20 protein-coding genes and 1 riboswitch are annotated in these 17707 nt (G+C 41.2%); of the genes, 9 read left to right on the plus strand and 11 right to left on the minus strand.

All coding sequences use genetic code 11. From position 1 onward, the window contains the following. Positions 1-577: phage tail fiber protein (locus Xsto_RS18495; RefSeq protein ID WP_244590445.1), on the plus strand; the 577-nt coding region annotated here is incomplete at its 5' end. A 47-nt stretch (positions 578-624) separates the two neighbouring features. Here the strand turns inward: Xsto_RS18495 and Xsto_RS18500 are convergent. Both Xsto_RS18500 and Xsto_RS18510 read right to left on the minus strand, forming a co-directional pair. Further along, complete coding sequence (locus Xsto_RS18500) at positions 625-1722, minus strand: phage tail protein (protein WP_169926690.1); 1098 nt, start codon at positions 1720-1722, stop codon at positions 625-627. A gap of 719 nt (positions 1723-2441) precedes the next feature. Then, on the minus strand, positions 2442-2942 hold the full coding sequence (locus tag Xsto_RS18510) for a GNAT family N-acetyltransferase (protein WP_099126006.1): 501 nt from the start codon (positions 2940-2942) through the stop codon (positions 2442-2444). A gap of 172 nt (positions 2943-3114) precedes the next feature. On the opposite strand from Xsto_RS18510, the gene rlmA reads away from it, so the two are divergent. Next, a complete protein-coding gene (gene rlmA, locus Xsto_RS18515; protein WP_099126007.1) occupies positions 3115-3930 on the plus strand; it encodes a 23S rRNA (guanine(745)-N(1))-methyltransferase in 816 nt (271 codons plus the stop codon). Positions 3931-3985: 55 nt separating this feature from the next. Here rlmA and mntP read toward each other — a convergent pair whose 3' ends face one another. From mntP to pabB, 8 genes are all read right to left on the minus strand, one after another. Further along, positions 3986-4570 carry a manganese efflux pump MntP gene (mntP, locus tag Xsto_RS18520; RefSeq protein ID WP_141554538.1) on the minus strand — a complete coding sequence of 195 codons (585 nt, stop codon included), beginning with the start codon at positions 4568-4570 and terminating at the stop codon, positions 3986-3988. A 7-nt stretch (positions 4571-4577) separates the two neighbouring features. Further along, positions 4578-4753, minus strand: a riboswitch (yybP-ykoY riboswitch). Between the two features lie 140 nt (positions 4754-4893). Continuing rightward, the gene (locus Xsto_RS18525) at positions 4894-5352 is read right to left on the minus strand and encodes a DUF986 family protein (protein WP_099126009.1); all 459 of its coding nucleotides are present in this window, start codon (positions 5350-5352) and stop codon (positions 4894-4896) included. Positions 5353-5443: 91 nt separating this feature from the next. Continuing rightward, positions 5444-6301, minus strand: a complete 858-nt coding sequence (gene manZ, locus Xsto_RS18530; RefSeq protein WP_169926691.1) for a PTS mannose transporter subunit IID — start codon at positions 6299-6301, stop codon at positions 5444-5446. A 13-nt stretch (positions 6302-6314) separates the two neighbouring features. Next, entirely contained in the window at positions 6315-7112 is a 798-nt protein-coding gene (locus tag Xsto_RS18535; protein WP_099108214.1) for a PTS mannose/fructose/sorbose transporter subunit IIC, read from the minus strand. Between the two features lie 79 nt (positions 7113-7191). Further along, positions 7192-8157, minus strand: coding sequence for a PTS mannose transporter subunit IIAB (gene manX / locus Xsto_RS18540; RefSeq protein WP_099126011.1), 966 nt, complete (start codon positions 8155-8157; stop codon positions 7192-7194). A gap of 538 nt (positions 8158-8695) precedes the next feature. Further along, the gene (locus Xsto_RS18545) at positions 8696-10060 is read right to left on the minus strand and encodes an L-serine ammonia-lyase (protein ID WP_099108212.1); all 1365 of its coding nucleotides are present in this window, start codon (positions 10058-10060) and stop codon (positions 8696-8698) included. 176 nt (positions 10061-10236) lie between these two features. Then, complete coding sequence (locus Xsto_RS18550; protein ID WP_099108211.1) at positions 10237-10800, minus strand: CoA pyrophosphatase; 564 nt, start codon at positions 10798-10800, stop codon at positions 10237-10239. Then, on the minus strand, positions 10797-12167 hold the full coding sequence (gene pabB, locus Xsto_RS18555; protein ID WP_099126012.1) for an aminodeoxychorismate synthase component 1: 1371 nt from the start codon (positions 12165-12167) through the stop codon (positions 10797-10799). Before pabB ends, Xsto_RS18550 begins: the two co-directional genes overlap by 4 nt. Positions 12168-12333: 166 nt before the next feature. Between pabB and Xsto_RS18560 the strand changes: the two genes are divergently transcribed. The 3 genes from Xsto_RS18560 to pip all read left to right on the plus strand — a co-directional run bounded on the left by Xsto_RS18560 (position 12334) and on the right by pip (position 14204). After that, positions 12334-12516, plus strand: coding sequence for a YoaH family protein (locus tag Xsto_RS18560; RefSeq protein ID WP_099108209.1), 183 nt, complete (start codon positions 12334-12336; stop codon positions 12514-12516). A gap of 100 nt (positions 12517-12616) precedes the next feature. After that, complete coding sequence (gene yebF / locus Xsto_RS18565) at positions 12617-12994, plus strand: protein YebF (RefSeq protein WP_099108208.1); 378 nt, start codon at positions 12617-12619, stop codon at positions 12992-12994. Between the two features lie 256 nt (positions 12995-13250). After that, complete coding sequence (gene pip, locus Xsto_RS18570; RefSeq protein WP_099126013.1) at positions 13251-14204, plus strand: prolyl aminopeptidase; 954 nt, start codon at positions 13251-13253, stop codon at positions 14202-14204. A gap of 59 nt (positions 14205-14263) precedes the next feature. Here the strand turns inward: pip and Xsto_RS18575 are convergent, their stop codons facing one another. Continuing rightward, a complete protein-coding gene (locus Xsto_RS18575; protein WP_099121612.1) occupies positions 14264-14494 on the minus strand; it encodes a DNA polymerase III subunit theta in 231 nt (76 codons plus the stop codon). 375 nt (positions 14495-14869) lie between these two features. On the opposite strand from Xsto_RS18575, the gene ftnA reads away from it, so the two are divergent. The 4 genes from ftnA to Xsto_RS18595 all read left to right on the plus strand — a co-directional run bounded on the left by ftnA (position 14870) and on the right by Xsto_RS18595 (position 17541). Further along, positions 14870-15382 carry a non-heme ferritin gene (gene ftnA / locus Xsto_RS18580; RefSeq protein ID WP_099108206.1) on the plus strand — a complete coding sequence of 171 codons (513 nt, stop codon included), beginning with the start codon at positions 14870-14872 and terminating at the stop codon, positions 15380-15382. Positions 15383-15610: 228 nt separating this feature from the next. Further along, complete coding sequence (gene copC, locus Xsto_RS18585; protein WP_099108205.1) at positions 15611-15997, plus strand: copper homeostasis periplasmic binding protein CopC; 387 nt, start codon at positions 15611-15613, stop codon at positions 15995-15997. Further along, on the plus strand, positions 15997-16956 hold the full coding sequence (gene copD, locus Xsto_RS18590) for a copper homeostasis membrane protein CopD (RefSeq protein ID WP_099126014.1): 960 nt from the start codon (positions 15997-15999) through the stop codon (positions 16954-16956). The genes copC and copD overlap by 1 nt, the downstream gene beginning before the upstream one ends. Before the next feature lie 222 nt (positions 16957-17178). Beyond that, entirely contained in the window at positions 17179-17541 is a 363-nt protein-coding gene (locus Xsto_RS18595; protein ID WP_099108203.1) for a YebY family protein, read from the plus strand. Positions 17542-17707 lie beyond the last annotated feature (166 nt).

Genomic DNA, 17707 nt, shown 5'->3' on the forward strand with positions numbered 1-17707 from the left:
CAATACCCGCACAGGAGATATCGCCGCCAGAGGAACAATTCGAGCCGGTAATGGTATTGTGCTCTCTCTGGGGCAAAATTGCCATCAAGATGGTAGCGGTTATATCAGACCCAGTTCCCCCATCATCGAAATCTTCCCGTCTGGCAAATTCACCACCAACGACGAATCCGAAGGCGCAACCGTCTCTAAACTCGGCCTCGGTCATTATCAGGTGACAGGTGTGCTAGGCTATAACGCGGACGGTGCCTGGGGTGTGCATGGGGGCATCTCCTCGCCGAAGAACAACAACGGGCTGGAACTTATCTACATCGATGACAAGGTGAACAAGGACGGCAGCATCACGATTGAAATCTTCCACCGTCAGCATTCTCATTTACCGGCACGCTTTCAGAATCAGCGGATCAAAGCCATTGTGAACGGGGAAAAGGTGTACTATCAGGACGGTGAACCGTGCGATATTCCCGAAGGTTGCCGCTTGGATGTCCGTGTCCAGATGCCGGCGGATTCGGTGTGGAATGTGAAACAGAAGGCGGCAGAGATTACGACTGATAGTGAGCAGGCTGAACCGGTGGAGTAAAGGCATGATTAACCCGCAGAAAGTTGCGGGTTAAGTTGTACTCAGAATTAAGCGGCTCTGACGATGTAGAGGAAAGCTATGTTACGAGGACGGGTTTCACTACCGCCAAACTCACCTGTATTTACACTTCCTTGTCTTTTCCAATTACCCCTTCCAACATAAAATGATGCTGAACCAGAATCATTTATTTCAATATTATGGCTATGTCTTTGGATGGAGAAATTTTGCCACGATAAAATCCATCGCCCTGGATCAACATTTCGTCCTGAATCTAAACCACGGATAAATTCCCCCCGTAAGTCAGGCAATCTTCCAGATGGGTAAGCAAGAGCGAGTTTTGGATACCTTGATTTATCAAAATAGTTACCGTTACATATTAACCAGCCTGTTGGTGGAGTTGTTGTCGGCCAAGGAATAGGGACACCAACAGGTAGAGATGATTCTCCTGAATCTTGCACCGCTAATCCTAAATTTTTTACAAACTCGACCTTATTGGGTATATCAGCTCCGTTTTGATCTTTAGACAAACGAGCATTAGCATTATTATTGGCATTGTTGGCGGCAATCTGGGCGGCGTTCGCCAGTGCCTTGGCATCATTGATATGCTTGTCTGCCTCGTCTCTACTGTATGCACCGACATCAGCGGCGTTTAACGTGATATCCCCCGACAACGGTTTACCGTTCACTGTACGACTTGAGGGCACTCGACCATTGGCGTTATTATTGGCATTGTTGGCGGCAATCTGGGCGGCGTTCGCCAGTGCCTTGGCATCATTGATATGCTTGTCTGTCTCGCCAGTGCTGTATGCCCCAACATCAGATGCATTCAATGAAATATCAGAAGAAAGCTCTTTCCCATTTATTTTTCGGCTAGTAGGTACGTAATCCTTATCACTAGTATTGGCTTTGTTTGCTAAATCATACGCTATTTTCACTGCTTTGGAGGTGGCAACAGTTATTTCACTCTCACTCTCAACTTCGTTACTGAGAGTAACAAAACCTTTATCTTCCAGAGTTGCATATGGATGATCGCGGCTTGCAATATGCTCCTCAATTGCTTCCCTGATTGCTCTTCTGACGTCCTCCATTGTTGGGACTGAAACATTATCTTCTAAGGTTTTTGCATCAGGTTTTTTATCTTGCATATTCATTCCCTCATCTAATCAACAATACAGATTGCTAAATAACATGAAGGCGGTGGGAGACTTCTCCGCCGGTGAACATCAATAAATTGGTTCATCAATACAGAAAAGTACGGCTTGACTAATATTTGATAGGGAGCATGTTTTGTTGGCAGGATGACATAAAATGACAGGCGGGGAATTAATAGAATTTGTCAGAGGTCTGATAAGACTTGGTAGGCTGAAAGCGGATATACACTAATTCCTGCACCATGCAGGAAATAAGCAAAATCAATCACTCATCTAAATGGGATAATTCTCCCCTTTTAACCCATTGATTTAATTGAATTCCGTTTCTGTGCAGGAATTAAGCAAAATCAACAAGTTACATAAAGGTGAGAAATCTCACTTTTAACTTTTCCGCATGAAATTTAGGAGTCACCGATTTGGGAGGCTCCTCCTGTCATTCAGGAGGGGTATACGAAAATTTTCGGACACCTGCGGCAACTTATTGATTATTCCGTGGTCCTCACTTTGGCTTAATCCTTCCGTTTCAAATGGAGCGATTAAATACTGATCAGCGCGGTGAAATTAACTATGGGGATTTTTTGATATTGAGGAGTAGCCGATTTTTTTATGTACAACGTTATGTGCGTTTTTTGTTTGTACATGAATGTGTACATGAATAGATATTTTGTGATTAAATTTTATTTAATTAATTGTTTTTTATTATTTTATTTAAATTAAATATATTCCCCTGAAACATATTCTTTTTTACCAGTTCTTATCACCTTCATACCTTCAGATAATGAAATATTTCTTGATTTATCATTGACTTTAGCTTTGGCCACTCTGAGTATTGTCCGGCCTAATTCTGTAAACCAATAACTCGTAACCTTTTCACAGGCTTCGCGCATAAATCCATACCCTTGATATTCGAGAGAGAGCCAGAAACCGCGATTATTATCTTGTGTGTTATATAACCCAATGACACCAATGAGCTCATCGGGCCTAGCTTTCATTCTGAGTGACCAGATATAGGCTTTTTGTTCTTGGATTGCAGGTATGGCAACGTTATTGACAAAAATATCGCCACCATTATCGGGATATGGCCAGGGGACTGCATTCTTGTCTAAGTATTTTACAATATCCCAGTGAGGAAATTTTTGTTGTATGTGAATCGCATCGGTATGAGCCAATTTTTTTAATAAAAGGCGCTTAGTTTCTAAATCTTCAAACGGCATTTTTTTGATTACCAACCCAATGTTAATTTATTGTGAAATTCATAATGAATTTTAGTCGTAAAATAGTCAATATGATTTTATCTCCACTATATAAAGCGGTTTTATAAAAACATACCAAACCGAAACATGGTATAGTGAATGCCTGATTTATTCTTTATCCCATCGGAATGTTATGTCTTATCAATGTCCTTTATGTCATTCACCATTACTGTTTTCTCATCACCAATGGCGTTGTGAAAACAATCATCAGTTTGATTGTGCAAAAGAAGGTTATGTGAATTTGTTACCGGTTCAGCATAAGCGTTCAAAAGAGCCGGGTGATAGTGCTGAGATGATGCAGGCGAGAAGGGCATTTTTACAGGCAGGTCACTATCAGGCATTACAGCAAAAAGTTATTGAGCTATTTGATCGCTTTTTACCTGAACAGGCTGGAGTGTTGTTGGATATTGGCTGTGGAGAAGGGTATTACACTGCTGCGGTACAACAGGCTTTGAGTCTGAAATGGCCCATAACCGTTCATGGCTTGGATGTGGCGAAAATTGCAGTTCGCTATGGAGCCAAACGTTATCCGGATGTTGATTTTTGTGTGGCATCCAGTCATCGGTTGCCGTTTGCAGATGGTTCTCTTGATGGTATTTTGCGGATTTATGCTCCCTGCAAAGCTGCTGAGCTATTTCGAGTTGTAAAATCAGGGGGGATTGTCCTCACTGTAACGCCCGGCCCACGTCACTTGTATCAGCTGAAAGAGTTGATTTATCAGGAAGTCCATTTACACCCTGAGAATACCGAGCAACTGGAGGGGTATGAATTAGTGGCGGAGAAAACTCTGGCTTATGAAATGCAGCTGGATGGTGAACAGGCTTATAATTTATTACAGATGACACCTTTTGCCTGGAGAGCGTCTGAAGACGTTAAAAGCCATTTAATGGCTAATAAATTGTTTAATTGTGAAGCTGATTTCACGTTAAAAGTTTACCGTCATATTTAAATTCTTTGAATGAATTCCCCGCAATAAGAGAGGGGAATTCATTTATGAATAAATATCAGGCATACATAAATAATTTAAGATGTTCGAATAATATATTGAAGCCAATAGCAATTAATACTAATCCACCAATAAGCTCTGCCCGTTTACCTAATAATGGCCCAATATAACGCCCAATTAACATACCCAAAGTTGCCATGATCATCGTCATTATTCCTATAGTCATCGCTGTGGGCAATATATCAACTTGTAAAAAAGCGAGGCCAATACCAATTGCCATCGCGTCCAGACTGGTTGCAATAGCGGTAAATATTAAGGTTACTGAACTATGACGGCGTGGTGCTGTTGGCTTGGTGGTGACGTCAGGATCATGTTTGAAACTTTCTCTAATCATCCGGCAGCCAAGGACAAATAATAGTGTGAATGCCACCCAATGGTCCCACTCCATAATGTACTGACTGGCATAAATTCCCAGAGACCAACCGATTAAAGGCGTACAGGCTTCAATAAGGCCAAAGATAAGCCCTGTTCGAATTGCTTCACGTAAATGAGGACGATGAAGGGCTGCTCCTTTACTTACGGCAGCAGCAAAAGCATCCATAGAGAGCGCTAGTGCAAGAATGAGTGTTGCATAGAAATTCATTAAAATAGCCTCGGTTGGGTAGTTCCATATACATATAAAACACCCCCAACCAATGGTGATTTTATATGTCTATGGTCTTGCCAACCGATTCGGCATTCGTACCACGTTTTATTAAAACGAGCATGTTGATACGAATTTCCCAGTAATATTCTGGAACAGGCTACTCCCCAATGACTGGCCTGGACAATAACATACTCAGAGTGAAAGGCAAAATATTTTGTGCAATGTTAAATTACTTAATGATAATAATTATCATTATCTTTCTTCTGATGAAGAATAAGGCTGATGTGATATTACAGCCTTATTTAATAGAAAGGAGAATATTATTTATTGCTCAGTAGAAATTTATAGATTTTTTCTAAATCGTCTAATTTTGTTACGGCTATGTATATTTTCTTTACCTCAAAGTCTATCATTAAAATACCATCTTCGGATAAATTTATAGCTTTAATCTTTTCATAATAAAAAAAGCGATTGAAATAATAAAATCCTTCTTTTTTAAAGATAATTTTAGGTGAGCGTATATAGCCAAAGTATATTGAGATTAAAATAATAAACGATAATAAATAAGTTGTTAATGGGCTGCCTTGACTAGCTATATTATTATAAATCACAATACTAACTAAGATAATAAATATTAAAGCATCTATACGATGTTTTCTTTTTAATTTTATAGTTAACAGCGTCTTGTCTTTGAAGTAGTGGATAAAAAACTCATCATAAATAGCAAAAGCGAACGCTAATAAAATTGAAGCTATCAATATGATGTCATTCAGGCTCATGTTTACTCCTGAGTTTCCTGATCTGTTTTGTAAGTGGGGGAGAGGAAATGCTTCCTCTCCCTATTTTCAGTTAATCAATTCTTCAATAAAGCTATTTGGCTACACCGAGAAGACCGAAATAATAACCAATAATACCAATCACAAAGAAGCCGATAATAATCCATAAAGGGTTTACTTTTTTCCGTAATAGCCACATACATCCAAAAGTTAGCAATAGAGGTGCAAGCCCAGGCAGCAACTGATCAAGAATGGTTTGAACAGTGTTGATTTTTATCTCACCGGTTGTAGGGTCAGGAACCTTAGAGACAACCAGTGTAATGTCGATTTTTGTCCAACTATTAACCAGCGCCCCCATGACAAATAGACCCAGAATTGACGCGCCTTCTGTCATTTTTTGCAGGAAACCGCCTCCCATATCTTTGACGATATCTATTCCTTTCTTATAACCGTATGCAACGCCGTAATAACGGGTTAGTAAACGCACCAGATTGAACAGGAAGAAAAATATAAATGGCCCGATCCAACTACCACCTAAGGCAAGCCCGGCACCAAGCGCGGCAAAAACAGGGCGCACAGTTCCCCAGAAAATCGGGTCACCCACACCGGCCAGTGGTCCCATCAAGCCGACTTTAATCCCGTTGATTGCAGCGGCATCAATGTCAGCACCGTTGGCTTTCTGTTCTTCCATTGCCAGAGTGACACCCAGAATAGGTGCTGCGACATAAGGATGTGTATTGAAGAACTCTAAGTGGCGCTTGATGGCCAGTTTACGTTCCTCAGTATTTTCAGGATAAAGGCGGCGGATGGCTGGTACCATTGAGAAACAGAAACCCAGCGCCTGCATACGCTCAAAGTTCCATGAACCCTGAAATAAGTTAGAACGCAGGAAGACAGCACGGATATCGCTTTGTGTCAGTTTTTTCTGACCCATGTTTATTGTATCTGACATGTTGTTCATCCTCTTAATCTAATTCGTTATCAAGGTTATTTGGGGTATTACCAGCAGGAGCGGCTGCCTGTGATTGATTGTATTTAGGGCTGAGCTGAATATACAGTATTGCCATAACTGCACCAATGACACCAAGTATGACGAGATTATGTACATATACCGCGACCACAAAACCAAGATAGAAGAATGGCATCAGGTAACCAGCACGCATCATGTTAATCACCATCGCATAACCAACAACAACAATCATACCACCTGCGATATTCAGGCCCGTAGTAACGACTTCCGGAATTGAATCCAGCATATTCTGAACTTCAGATGTGCCGACAGACAGGGCGACAACCAGCGCAGGTAAGGCAATACGCATTGCCTGCAACACCAGAGCAGAGATATGAAGAGCTGTAATGGCCCGGAGATTGCCGTTTTCAGCGGCTTTATCTGCCGCGTGTTGGAAGCCGACAGTGAGGGTACGGACGATAATAGTGAGAACCTGACCCGCTGCCGCCAGTGGAATTGCCAGCGCAATACCTGCACCAACCTGTTGTCCGCCAGCGATAACCAGAATAGTCGAAATGATGGATGCTAAAGCTGCATCTGGGGCAATCGCTGCACCGATGTTCATCCAGCCGAGAGCGATCATTTCCAGCGTCCCGCCGATGATGATGCCTTTTGTGACATCACCAAGGATCAGGCCGATTAATGTACAGGCAATTAATGGGCGATGAAATTGAAATTCATCAAGAATAGAACCCATACCTGCAATACAGGCAACGATGAATATCAAGAAAAGTTGAACAACGGTAATTTCCATTGTTTTCTCCTGTAACCAAATATAATTTGGTAAGAATTTTGTTGTTGAGTAATGGTTAGTAAAAAAATATCTTTATTTTTTAAGCTTTTTTGAGTAAATCCATCATATTTAAACGCGCATCGCTGGCAACTTTACGTGCTTCAAGCTCTATACCGCGTGAATTCAGTTTTTCAAAAGCAGTGATATCAGTTGGATCAACAGAGATGGCGTTATTGATTTGGGTTTTACCCTGACGGAAAGCCATACCACCAATATTGACAGATTCCAGTGAAACCCCACCCTCTACAATACGCAGTACATCGGTAGGGTTGGTGAATAACAGCATAACGCGTTCACCGGCGTATTTGGGATTGTTATAAACACGGACGCACTTCTCAACGTCGACCACATGCGCACTGACGCCGGGAGGTGCGACCTGTTTTAATAAAGTGGAACGTACGGTATCCTGAGCAACTTCGTCACTAACTACAATGATACGCTTTACGTTAGTTTCTTTTGTCCAGCGGGTTGCAACCTGACCGTGAATAAGACGGTCATCAATACGTGCAAGTGCGATTTTCATATGACCGCCTGCAACTGGAGTGCTAACCTGAGATGCAACTGGAGCGGTTGGCTTGGCAGGTTCAGGTTTACTGGCTTCTTCTTCAGGCTCTGTTTTAAGAGCACGAATGCCTTCTCTTCCTGTTTCTAATGCAACAGCAACCAATTCTTCCATGGATGGGTCATCATCACGGCACATGAAGGCTTCAACCAACATTGGTACGTTTACACCCGTAATGATTTCGTAGTTTTTTTTGTCTACAGCAATCCGGTTTGCCGCATTAAACGGGCTGCCACCCCAGGTATCAACAAAAAACAAGAGCCCTTGCGTTGTATCAAGTGACTCCAGTCTCTTATTGTATTTCTCGAATAATGTATCGGCATTTTCACCGGGCACGAAGTCAATATAGGAAACGTTTTCTTGTTCCCCAATCAACATTTCCGTGGTACGTAGCAGTTGCTCTGCCGCAGCCCCGTGTGTGCCAATCATAATGGCTATACTCACTTGTTTTCCCCTTTCTGTAACAATCGAACTCGGATTTATTGCAAGCTCATGCTCAATACTTCCAACCTGTTTTACTATCAGTTAATAAACATAATAGTTACAAACATTATGTTTTATCGAGGTTCCATCCCAAGTATTTCATTTCTTATGGACTCTATTTTGTTACATAAGAAAATATGTCATTAGATTATCATTGGAATCATTCAAGAAAATTGCTATCAGTCAGAAAATTTAAGTCGAACTATTTTGATAGGTGAAAATAATATTTTAATTTTAATTATGGCAAATAAAAATTAATTAATTCTTTTATTTTTTTAATTTTCAGTCTTAACATCTGTTTCCGGTAACATTTTGTTAATTTTTAGATAAAAAGAAAGTGATGTATTAAATAGGAAAGAGGAAAAAATGTACTTCTTTGATCCGTTTCAGCCAAAAAAAATCCCTACTGTATTAGCAGGGATTTTTCCGGATAAGCCAAATCTGAACTTAAAGAATGTCGCTATTTAACTTATGCCATATTGATAACTTACAGATTTGATTAGTCACACTGTACTTTTATGGCCAGACCACCACGTGATGTTTCACGGTATTTGGCATTCATGTCTTTACCAGTTTCGTACATAGTTTCAATAACCTTATCCAGTGAAACGCGTGGTTCACTGGTGCGGCGCAATGCCATACGAGCGGCATTGATCGCTTTAACTGAAGCGATTGCATTACGTTCGATACATGGAACCTGTACTTGTCCGGCAACTGGGTCACAAGTCAAACCAAGGTTGTGTTCCATGCCGATTTCAGCGGCAATGCACACCTGCTCAGGGCTTGCGCCGAGCAATTCTGCCAGACCTGCCGCCGCCATTGAACAGGCAACCCCAACTTCTCCCTGACAGCCAACTTCTGCACCGGAAATAGATGCATTCATCTTATACAGAATACCGATCGCACCTGAGGCTAAGAAGTAGCGCGTATACAGCTCAGGAGTAACCGGTTCGATGCAGTGGTTGTAGTAAGCCAGTACTGCTGGAACGATCCCACATGCGCCATTGGTTGGTGCTGTAACAACGCGGCCACCAGCGGCATTTTCTTCATTGACTGCCAAAGCAAACATGTTGATTAAATCAACAACATTCATCGGGTCATTTGAAAGTTTGTTTGATGATGTCAGCATACGATGCAAAGCCGCCGCACGGCGTGGTACACGCAGAGGGCCGGGCAAAACGCCTTCTGTATTCAGGCCTCGTTCAATACAGGCCTGCATGGTATCCCATACATCTGCAAAGTATTCAGCAATTTCTTCTTTGCTATGTAAATCCAGCTCGTTTTTCATCATCAGGCCGGAAAGCGACAGGCCTGTTTTGCTGCAATTCATCAGTAATTCAGCAGCAGAGCTGAATGGATAAGAAACAGGCTTTGTGTTCTGAGATGGCTTACCGAAATGCTCTTCATCAACAATAAAACCACCACCGATAGAGTAGTAGGTTTTGCTGTAAACATTTTCGTCACCTGCAAATGCATGGATTTGCATGCCATTTTCATGTAATGAAAGGTTATCGCTCCGGAAATTCATGCCTCCGTCACGAGGGAAATCGACTATATGTAAACCATTTGCCAGCGGCAAACGTTGAGTTTGCTCAACATCACGAATAAAACCAGGGATTGAATCAATATCAACAGTTGCAGGCATATTACCGGCCAACCCCATGATAATGGCGATATCCGTATGATGACCTTTCCCGGTTAATGAAAGTGAGCCGTATACATCAACAGCTACACGCGTGATAGAGGACATAAGCCCCTGGTTTACAAGATCATCGACAAATTGTTTTCCTGCTTTCATAGGACCAACAGTATGAGAGCTGGATGGGCCGATACCCACCTTAAACATGTCGAAAACGCTAATCACGCCAGACTCCTTAAAGAAGAAAGAGATATAGTATATTTATAATAAAGCGCGTTACTTTACTGTTATTTAGTGGTGTTGATAAAGGAGTTTACAGTTTTTTTTTAATTATAATAGTTATTGGTATGATTTCGGACAATAAATGTGCAAATAATGTTTGTTAGTGGTTATTTTTAGCTCTAATTTTGAACTTGTTGAGCCAGCCGATAAATAATTGAGGCAGTTAATCCCCAAATCATTTGTCCGCGATACCAGTAAAAGTAGATCCGATGTTGGCGGTTATGCTTCTTAACATCCAAATACTGGTAGTTGGGAAGGGAGAGTGCATCAAAAAGCGGGATTTCAAAAAAATTATCCACTTCTGTTGGATTGGCCTGAAAAGAGAAGGGAGGCGACACTAACCCGACGACAGGAGTGACATGATACCCGCTGCTGCTTTCCATAGGGGCTAATTGCCCCAGAACCTGTACCTGATGGTATGGAATATTGACTTCTTCTTCGGCTTCACGTAGCGCGGTAGCAGCCAGTGAATGATCTTCAGGGTCAGCCGCGCCACCGGGGAAAGCAATTTGCCCTGCATGTGAACGTAGATGCCGGGCCCGTTGGGTAAGTAACAGTGTAGGCTCGGGCTTACAAATAATTGGTAGTAATACAGCGGCATTCCGCTGATTGCTGACCGGATAGTCTGGTTGTACGGGAGTTTGCAGTTGAAACCGATGAATAAAATCAGAAAGAGATGTCATGATGTATGGAGTTCCCTTAATTTCGGTAAGATATGTCCAAGTTTATCGAATGTTTCCTGATACTCTTTTTCCGCAGTGCTGTCAGCTACGATTCCCCCACCAGCCCAGCAGTACATTTTTCCTTTTTCTGTCAATAGGGTGCGTATAGTAATATTACTGTCCATTGTACCGCAGAAACTAATATAGCCAATAGCTCCACAATATCCATGTCTGCGATGCGGTTCTAATTCTTCAATAATTTCCATGGCCCGGATTTTTGGAGCTCCCGTGATGGAACCTCCGGGGAAACAGGCTCGCAGTAAATCTGTTGCGTGATATTCGTCTGGTAATGTTGCAGTAATGGTACTGACAAGGTGATGGACAGCCGGAAAAGGCTCAACAACGAATAATTCGGGGACTTTAACTGACCCCGCCTCCGCTACACGCCCGATATCATTTCTGAGAAGATCAACGATCATCAGATTTTCCGCGCGGTCTTTTCGGGATTTGGCTAATTTTTCAGCTTGTAATCGATCTTTTTCCGGGTCTTGTTCACGTGGCAATGTGCCTTTGATCGGTCTGGTCTGGATTTTATTATCTTCCAGTAATAAAAAACGTTCGGGTGAAACACTGATGACGCAATTTTCAGGCAAGCGAATGAAAGCTGAAAAAGGAGCGCGATTAGATTCGTTGAGTTTCCTGAAAGCCTGCCATTCATCACCCTGATAATTTGCGTGAAAACGCTGTGCCAGATTAACCTGATAGCAGTCGCCATTACGTAAATAACGATGAATATGCGCAATTTTTTCATGATATTGCTGTTCACTCATATTGGATTGCCATGCGCTGGTGAGGGCAAAATTTGTTTCGCGGTGCTGGGTGTGCGCTTCCAGCCATGCCAGGCGAGTATCAATATCGTGATAGCTTAATAAAGTTGCTTTTTGCTGGTGGTGGTCAATGATAAGGCACCAATCGTAGATCCCAATGGCCATATCCGGGAAATTCAATTCATTAATGGTTGTCGCTGGTAGCTTTTCAGTCCATCGCCCGAGATCATATCCCCATATTCCCAATGCTCCTCCCTGAAAGGGCAGGTCAGGATCAAACTGAGGGGTAATATTGCAGTCATTGAGATGTTTTTTTAGTAAAAGAAAGGGATCTTCTTGAGAATGAGAGACTGCATCATGACTTTTGATTTCGGTAGAGTTTTCTTGTGTCACAAGAGTGATGATTGGTTCAGCAACAATAATATCAAATCGATTATGTGAATGTTGAGCGGTTCCTGAATGTAGCAACATTGCCCAAGGAGAGGCGGAAAGAGGAGCAAAATAGCTGGCTGCAAGATCAGGAAAATAAGGTAACTGACGTTTTTGTAATGCAATTTTCATGGTGGAACCCGTATTGGCAGGGCAATTCAAAATTAACTGATTAATTGGGGGGAGATTATCATAGAATGGTGCACTGGTTCACTTGCTGTCATACTGCAACTTAAAATTGATTGTGTATATAATCACAATTATCATCAGTTATTACTATATATTAGAGGTAAACGCTATGTTTTCGGGTATGCCGGCACTGTCCCATGAAGAACAACAAATTGCTGTAGAAAGGATCCATCAACTTATTTCTGAAGGAATGAGCAGCGGAGAAGCAATCGCGATTGTGGCTCAGGAACTGAGAGAAAAACATCAGGATAAAGAGCAGATTCATGTTTTGTTTGAGGATGACGTAAAATAGTCACAACGCATTTTTAACAAAACTCACATAATTACTTTCTATTACATGTTAGTTTAACCTAACATTAATCCATACTATTTGGATGGTAATAGGAGGTAACATGAAGATAAAACAATTCATCCATCGTGCAGGGTTATTGAATGTGGCCGTTGCACTTTCTTTTACGTTTACAACTGCTGTATCAGCTGTTGAAAATGACCATGTCGCTAAATTTGTTTCCTGCAAAAATCTGACTAAAGATCAAATAGCCGCACAAGTTAAACAAGATTTCCTGCAAAATCGTCTTAATCACTGGGATAAGGACAGGAAACAATTAGGTACTGCAAAACCCGTAGCATGGGTAAATGTCAACGATATTACCGGTGATAAAGACGCATTGCAGGTTCCGTTAGTTGTCAGGGGCACTAAAAATGACAAAAGCTATAATGTCACAATTGATTGCCAGAAAGAGACTATCAGCTATAGTGAAACCCGGTAATTAAAGAGTCATGATAGCTTCATATGTGTTCGGGATACTGGAAACGTATCCCTTTTTATGTCTTTCTTCTTTCAGTTTGCCTATTTGTTGGTTGTACTCTCTTATTCCTACTACTAATGAGTTATGCTTCCGGGGGATCGATTAAAGGCTCCTGCTTCCCAATGGAGCCACTTTTGGTTGCTCCGGCAACTTTGTCACTCTCTTACTGGCGGACACAATTTGGAACCCAGTGGGTGTATCTGATTAAGAGGTCTCTATGACGGAATTACGGAAACTTTATCCGGCTTATGATGCATATAAGACTGGCTATCTGGATACCGGCGACGGGCACCAGATTTACTGGGAACTGTGTGGTAATCCTAAAGGTAAACCTGCGGTATTTATTCACGGAGGACCAGGCGGAGAAATAGCCCACTACCATCGGCAGCTATTCAACCCTGAACATTACCATGTCATGTTATTTGACCAACGTGGTTGTGGGCGCTCTAAGCCTCATGCAAGCCTTGAGAATAATACAACCTGGCATCTGGTAGATGATATTGAACGCTTACGTACACTAATGGGCGTTGATAATTGGCTGGTTTTTGGTGGTTCATGGGGTTCAACATTATCTCTGGCTTATGCCCAGAAACATCCTCATGCTGTATCAGAGCTGGTATTAAGGGGAATATTCCTACTCCGGCCTCAAGAATTGCAATGGTATTATCAGGAAGGTGCTTCCCGATTTTTTCCGGAAAAATGGGAACGTATATTATCCATTCTTTCTGAAGAAGAGTGTGCAGATGTGATTAGTGCTTATCAAAAACGTCTGACAAGTAGTGATCCCGTCGTACAGTTGGAAGCCGCTCAACTATGGAGTACCTGGGAAGGTGAAACTATCACACTGTTACCTTCTGAACATGCAGATTCATTTGCAGAAGAACAGTTCGCACTGGCAATTGCACGTATTGAAAATCATTATTTTATCCATAACGGTTTTATGGATGAGACGCAACAGCTATTAGATCATATTGATGCTATCAGGCACATTCCAGCAGTCATTATTCATGGGCGCTATGATATGGCATGTCAGGTACAGAATGCTTGGGATCTGGCAAAAGCATGGCCAGAAGCCGAGCTCCATATTATTGAAGGAGCAGGTCACTCTTTTGATGAACCGGGTATTTTGCATCAGTTAATCAAGGCAACAGATAAGTTTGTCGGAAAGTAGATAAGGTAACCACTTGCTCACGCAGTGGTTACTTTTTACAATTTTTTAATTGCTATTTTTTAACGGCTTTTGGGCTCGTAAGGTAAACGTGATAAAGACCTTGATTGCTGACGGTAATGCCTCAACCGCTGCTGAAAATATTCCCTCAGATGTTGTGGCTGGGTTTGCTCAACATTATCCGGAATGACAGGCATATTATAACGCTCTTTAAATGCAACCCCTGATGCAGCTAAATCAGTGTTGACTTTGTCCATCTCATCTTTTGATAGCCTGGCTAAATTATGCTCTATCATATTGTCTCCAAAAAATACTATGTATACCTTTCGTCTCTCAAGTTGATTCTTGAAATCTATAAGATATATCCTCAGGAGATAAAATTAATGGAGTCTCGTTCATTTAGCAAGCTGTTATTTGAATAAAAAATAGTCGAGTGAATATTAATAATATCAATTATCATTTCTATTAAATTGGTTTTATTTTAATAAATATTAAATCAAATAAAATTGATTATTATTTCATTATATTTAATGAGATTTATTCTTGTTAGAGGGTAAGGTTAAATTATTAATTATCAATGAGTTATTTATTATTAATTTATTTTTGTTTTATTGGTTTTTAATAGGCATAATATGCTCCAGTTAATTAATCATCAGGAGATTTGGCTAATGTTAAAACAAGAAATGATCACGAAATTAAATGAGCAATTAAATCTGGAATTTTATTCTGCTAATTTATATCTGCAAATGAGTGCATGGTGTAGTGATAAAGGGTACGAAGGAGCGGCAGCATTTCTGAGAGCCCATTCACAGGAAGAAATGCAGCATATGCAACGCTTATTTGATTATCTGGGCGATACTGGAGCAATGCCTGTACTGGGCGCGATTCAGGCTCCACCTGTTGAATTCAGTTCCATTTCTGATGTATTCAATCAGACCTATGAGCATGAAAAACTGATCACTGAAGAGATTAATAAACTGGCTCACCTGGCGATGACAACTCAGGATTATTCTACTTTTAACTTCTTACAGTGGTATGTTTCTGAGCAGCATGAAGAAGAGAAATTATTCAAATCTATTCTGGATAAACTGGGTATGGTGGGTGAAAGTGGTAAATCTTTATTCTTACTGGATAAAGACTTGAAAGGGTTATCTGTTCCTGCACATGCAGCCCATGCCTGAGACGGGTTTATAATAAACTAGCCTCTATCTGTCTGATGGATTTTTGGACCGTGACTTCTGTTTTTTGACTATGTCAAGCAGGATTCACGGTTTTTTCGTTTTATTTTCCACTATTGTTTTTGCGTGGTGCTTCACAGGTCCGGTCTTTTACCACAGATTAAACTTGTCTTTTGATATAGAATCCTCTCAATTATAAAATTCGTCTTTATATTAAAGGGTTATATATTTATGACTATTTTTAGCATTCGTTCATTTTGGACTAAGTTATCTGCCTTGGTTGTTTTGTTTGTTGGAATATCCTGCCAACAGGCTTTAGCGCATGCCAATTTAAAAGATCAAACTCCGGCTGAAAATACAACTGTTGAAGCTGCACCACAAGCTATAACTCTGAGTTTTTCAGAGCGCATTGAACTCGGGTTTAGCAAAGTAAAATTAATTGGTCCGGAAAAAGAAGAGATTAAAACAGGAAAACTGGAGCTTGATCCGGAGACTAAAACCAAGTTGATTCTGCCGGTTGAGGCCAAACTGTCCGCCGGAGAATATCGCGTTGACTGGAGTGTATTGTCAGTCGATGGTCATAAAACAAAAGGTGTCTATAACTTTACTGTAAGATAATGATTTCACTCGAGGCATTATACGTACTCTGCCGTTTCTTCCATTTTGTGGTTGTAATGCTAATGTTCGGGCTTAGCCTGTTCATTACCTTACTTGCATCAGGCCACTTTTCAGTATTGATTAGAAAACGGCTGAAGTCTGCTTTAGGGATTAGTACGGTACTGGCTTTTATTACTTCAATTGTCTGGTTTATCGTACAGGCTGGGCTGATGGGAGACGGCTGGCACGATGCTTACCAGCCTGAAATATGGCAGGCCGTATTAGGAACCGCTTTTGGCAAGGTATGGCAGTGGCAATTGTTGGCTGCAACACTTGCTGTGGTAGGAATACTCTTTTTACGTACTGATGCCGGTAGTTCTCAAGTAAACCACTTTTTATTATTAGGCTGCTCTGTTGTTTTGCTTTCAAGCCATGCCTTCATTGGGCATGCTGCTATGTATGAAGGAGAACTTGGTCAACTGCTTCAACTGAATCAGGTTGTCCATTTACTCAGTGCAGGTTATTGGTTTGGTGGGTTATGGCCGTTTTTGCTGTGTTTGCAATTTTTACGTTTGAAAAGTAGTGCTGGCTTGAATTCAACTCCTGGCAAGGTGGGGGGGGATGACACAAAGAATCGTTTTTATGATGAAAGTGTTGCTGCGATGAGACGATTTTCTAATTATGGGCATCTGGCCGTTTTTTTGGTGATTGCCACAGGCATTGTCAGTAGCATCATTTTAATTCCGGGCTGGCCGGTTTTTGATGTCCCGACCTCCGAATACCAATCAATGTTATGGCTAAAAATAATATTGGTCACAATTATGGTCATCTTAGCCTTAATCAATCGTTATATCCTAGTGCCTAAATTAAAGCAAAAAGGGCGCTATGAATTGCTAATGATCAACAGTTGGCTGGAAATCATTCTGGGAACAACTGCCCTGCTATGTGTTGCTATTTTTGCAACAGAACCTCCTGTGTGATCCTTATTTACATGCGGTATATTCCATTTTGGTCGGTTTAGCCACTTTTCAACTGTATTTCGTATTAAATGCATAAGCGCAGAGTTTCTGCGCTGCCATTTCCTTGCGGGTATAGTGTAGTGCAGTTAAGTGTATTGGTTATGGTAATGAGTGTAGTCTTAGCTATATAAACAGGGAAAAGGGCGTTAGAATTCGGGTTGTGTATTTATCTGGGGAATAACAATGAAACGAGTATTTTGTGTTTTATCTTTTTTGTTTTTTTCTTTTCAGGGGATAGCGGCTCCAATACAAACTGTAAGTAAATTACAGTTTGGTAAGCAATGGGCTTTCACCCGTGAAGAGGTTATGCTTGATTGCCGTTCAGGAGGTGCATTGTTCGTGATAAACCCCAGTACGCTTATGCAATACCCACTTAATGAACGAGCAGAAGAACTTGTGCAAGCCAATCAAGTGATTGCAACACCGCTAAGTACAATACTTCTAGATGATCCTGAACATAATAATCAAAAAATGAGCATTGAACCATTTCAAAAGGCAGCCATGTCTTTATGTGATTATAAATTAGGTGATAAAAAAGATAGGTGATTTTTATTGCTATACCCATCGTCATTGAAGATGCTTGATTTTTCATTCCTATCAGATCAAAATCGCGCCATGAAAATTACCCTGACAGATGCCCAAAAAGAAGCGCTTGAATTGATGCACGATACGACTCGTGATGGGCGCGTCCGTGACCGTATCAAAGCCGTGC

The sequence above is a fragment of the Xenorhabdus stockiae genome (assembly GCF_002632825.1).
In the GTDB taxonomy this organism is placed as follows: domain Bacteria; phylum Pseudomonadota; class Gammaproteobacteria; order Enterobacterales; family Enterobacteriaceae; genus Xenorhabdus; species Xenorhabdus stockiae.

Coding starts and splice junctions, on each gene's coding strand:
- Xsto_RS18500 (WP_169926690.1), bottom strand. CDS start 1,722: ATGCAAGATAAAAAACCTGATGCAAAAACCTTAGAAGATAATGTTTCA.
- Xsto_RS18510 (WP_099126006.1), bottom strand. CDS start 2,942: ATGCCGTTTGAAGATTTAGAAACTAAGCGCCTTTTATTAAAAAAATTG.
- rlmA (WP_099126007.1), top strand. CDS start 3,115: ATGTCTTATCAATGTCCTTTATGTCATTCACCATTACTGTTTTCTCAT.
- mntP (WP_141554538.1), bottom strand. CDS start 4,570: ATGAATTTCTATGCAACACTCATTCTTGCACTAGCGCTCTCTATGGAT.
- Xsto_RS18525 (WP_099126009.1), bottom strand. CDS start 5,352: ATGAGCCTGAATGACATCATATTGATAGCTTCAATTTTATTAGCGTTC.
- manZ (WP_169926691.1), bottom strand. CDS start 6,301: ATGTCAGATACAATAAACATGGGTCAGAAAAAACTGACACAAAGCGAT.
- Xsto_RS18535 (WP_099108214.1), bottom strand. CDS start 7,112: ATGGAAATTACCGTTGTTCAACTTTTCTTGATATTCATCGTTGCCTGT.
- Xsto_RS18550 (WP_099108211.1), bottom strand. CDS start 10,800: ATGACATCTCTTTCTGATTTTATTCATCGGTTTCAACTGCAAACTCCC.
- pabB (WP_099126012.1), bottom strand. CDS start 12,167: ATGAAAATTGCATTACAAAAACGTCAGTTACCTTATTTTCCTGATCTT.
- Xsto_RS18560 (WP_099108209.1), top strand. CDS start 12,334: ATGTTTTCGGGTATGCCGGCACTGTCCCATGAAGAACAACAAATTGCT.
- yebF (WP_099108208.1), top strand. CDS start 12,617: ATGAAGATAAAACAATTCATCCATCGTGCAGGGTTATTGAATGTGGCC.
- pip (WP_099126013.1), top strand. CDS start 13,251: ATGACGGAATTACGGAAACTTTATCCGGCTTATGATGCATATAAGACT.
- ftnA (WP_099108206.1), top strand. CDS start 14,870: ATGTTAAAACAAGAAATGATCACGAAATTAAATGAGCAATTAAATCTG.
- copC (WP_099108205.1), top strand. CDS start 15,611: ATGACTATTTTTAGCATTCGTTCATTTTGGACTAAGTTATCTGCCTTG.
- copD (WP_099126014.1), top strand. CDS start 15,997: ATGATTTCACTCGAGGCATTATACGTACTCTGCCGTTTCTTCCATTTT.
- Xsto_RS18595 (WP_099108203.1), top strand. CDS start 17,179: ATGAAACGAGTATTTTGTGTTTTATCTTTTTTGTTTTTTTCTTTTCAG.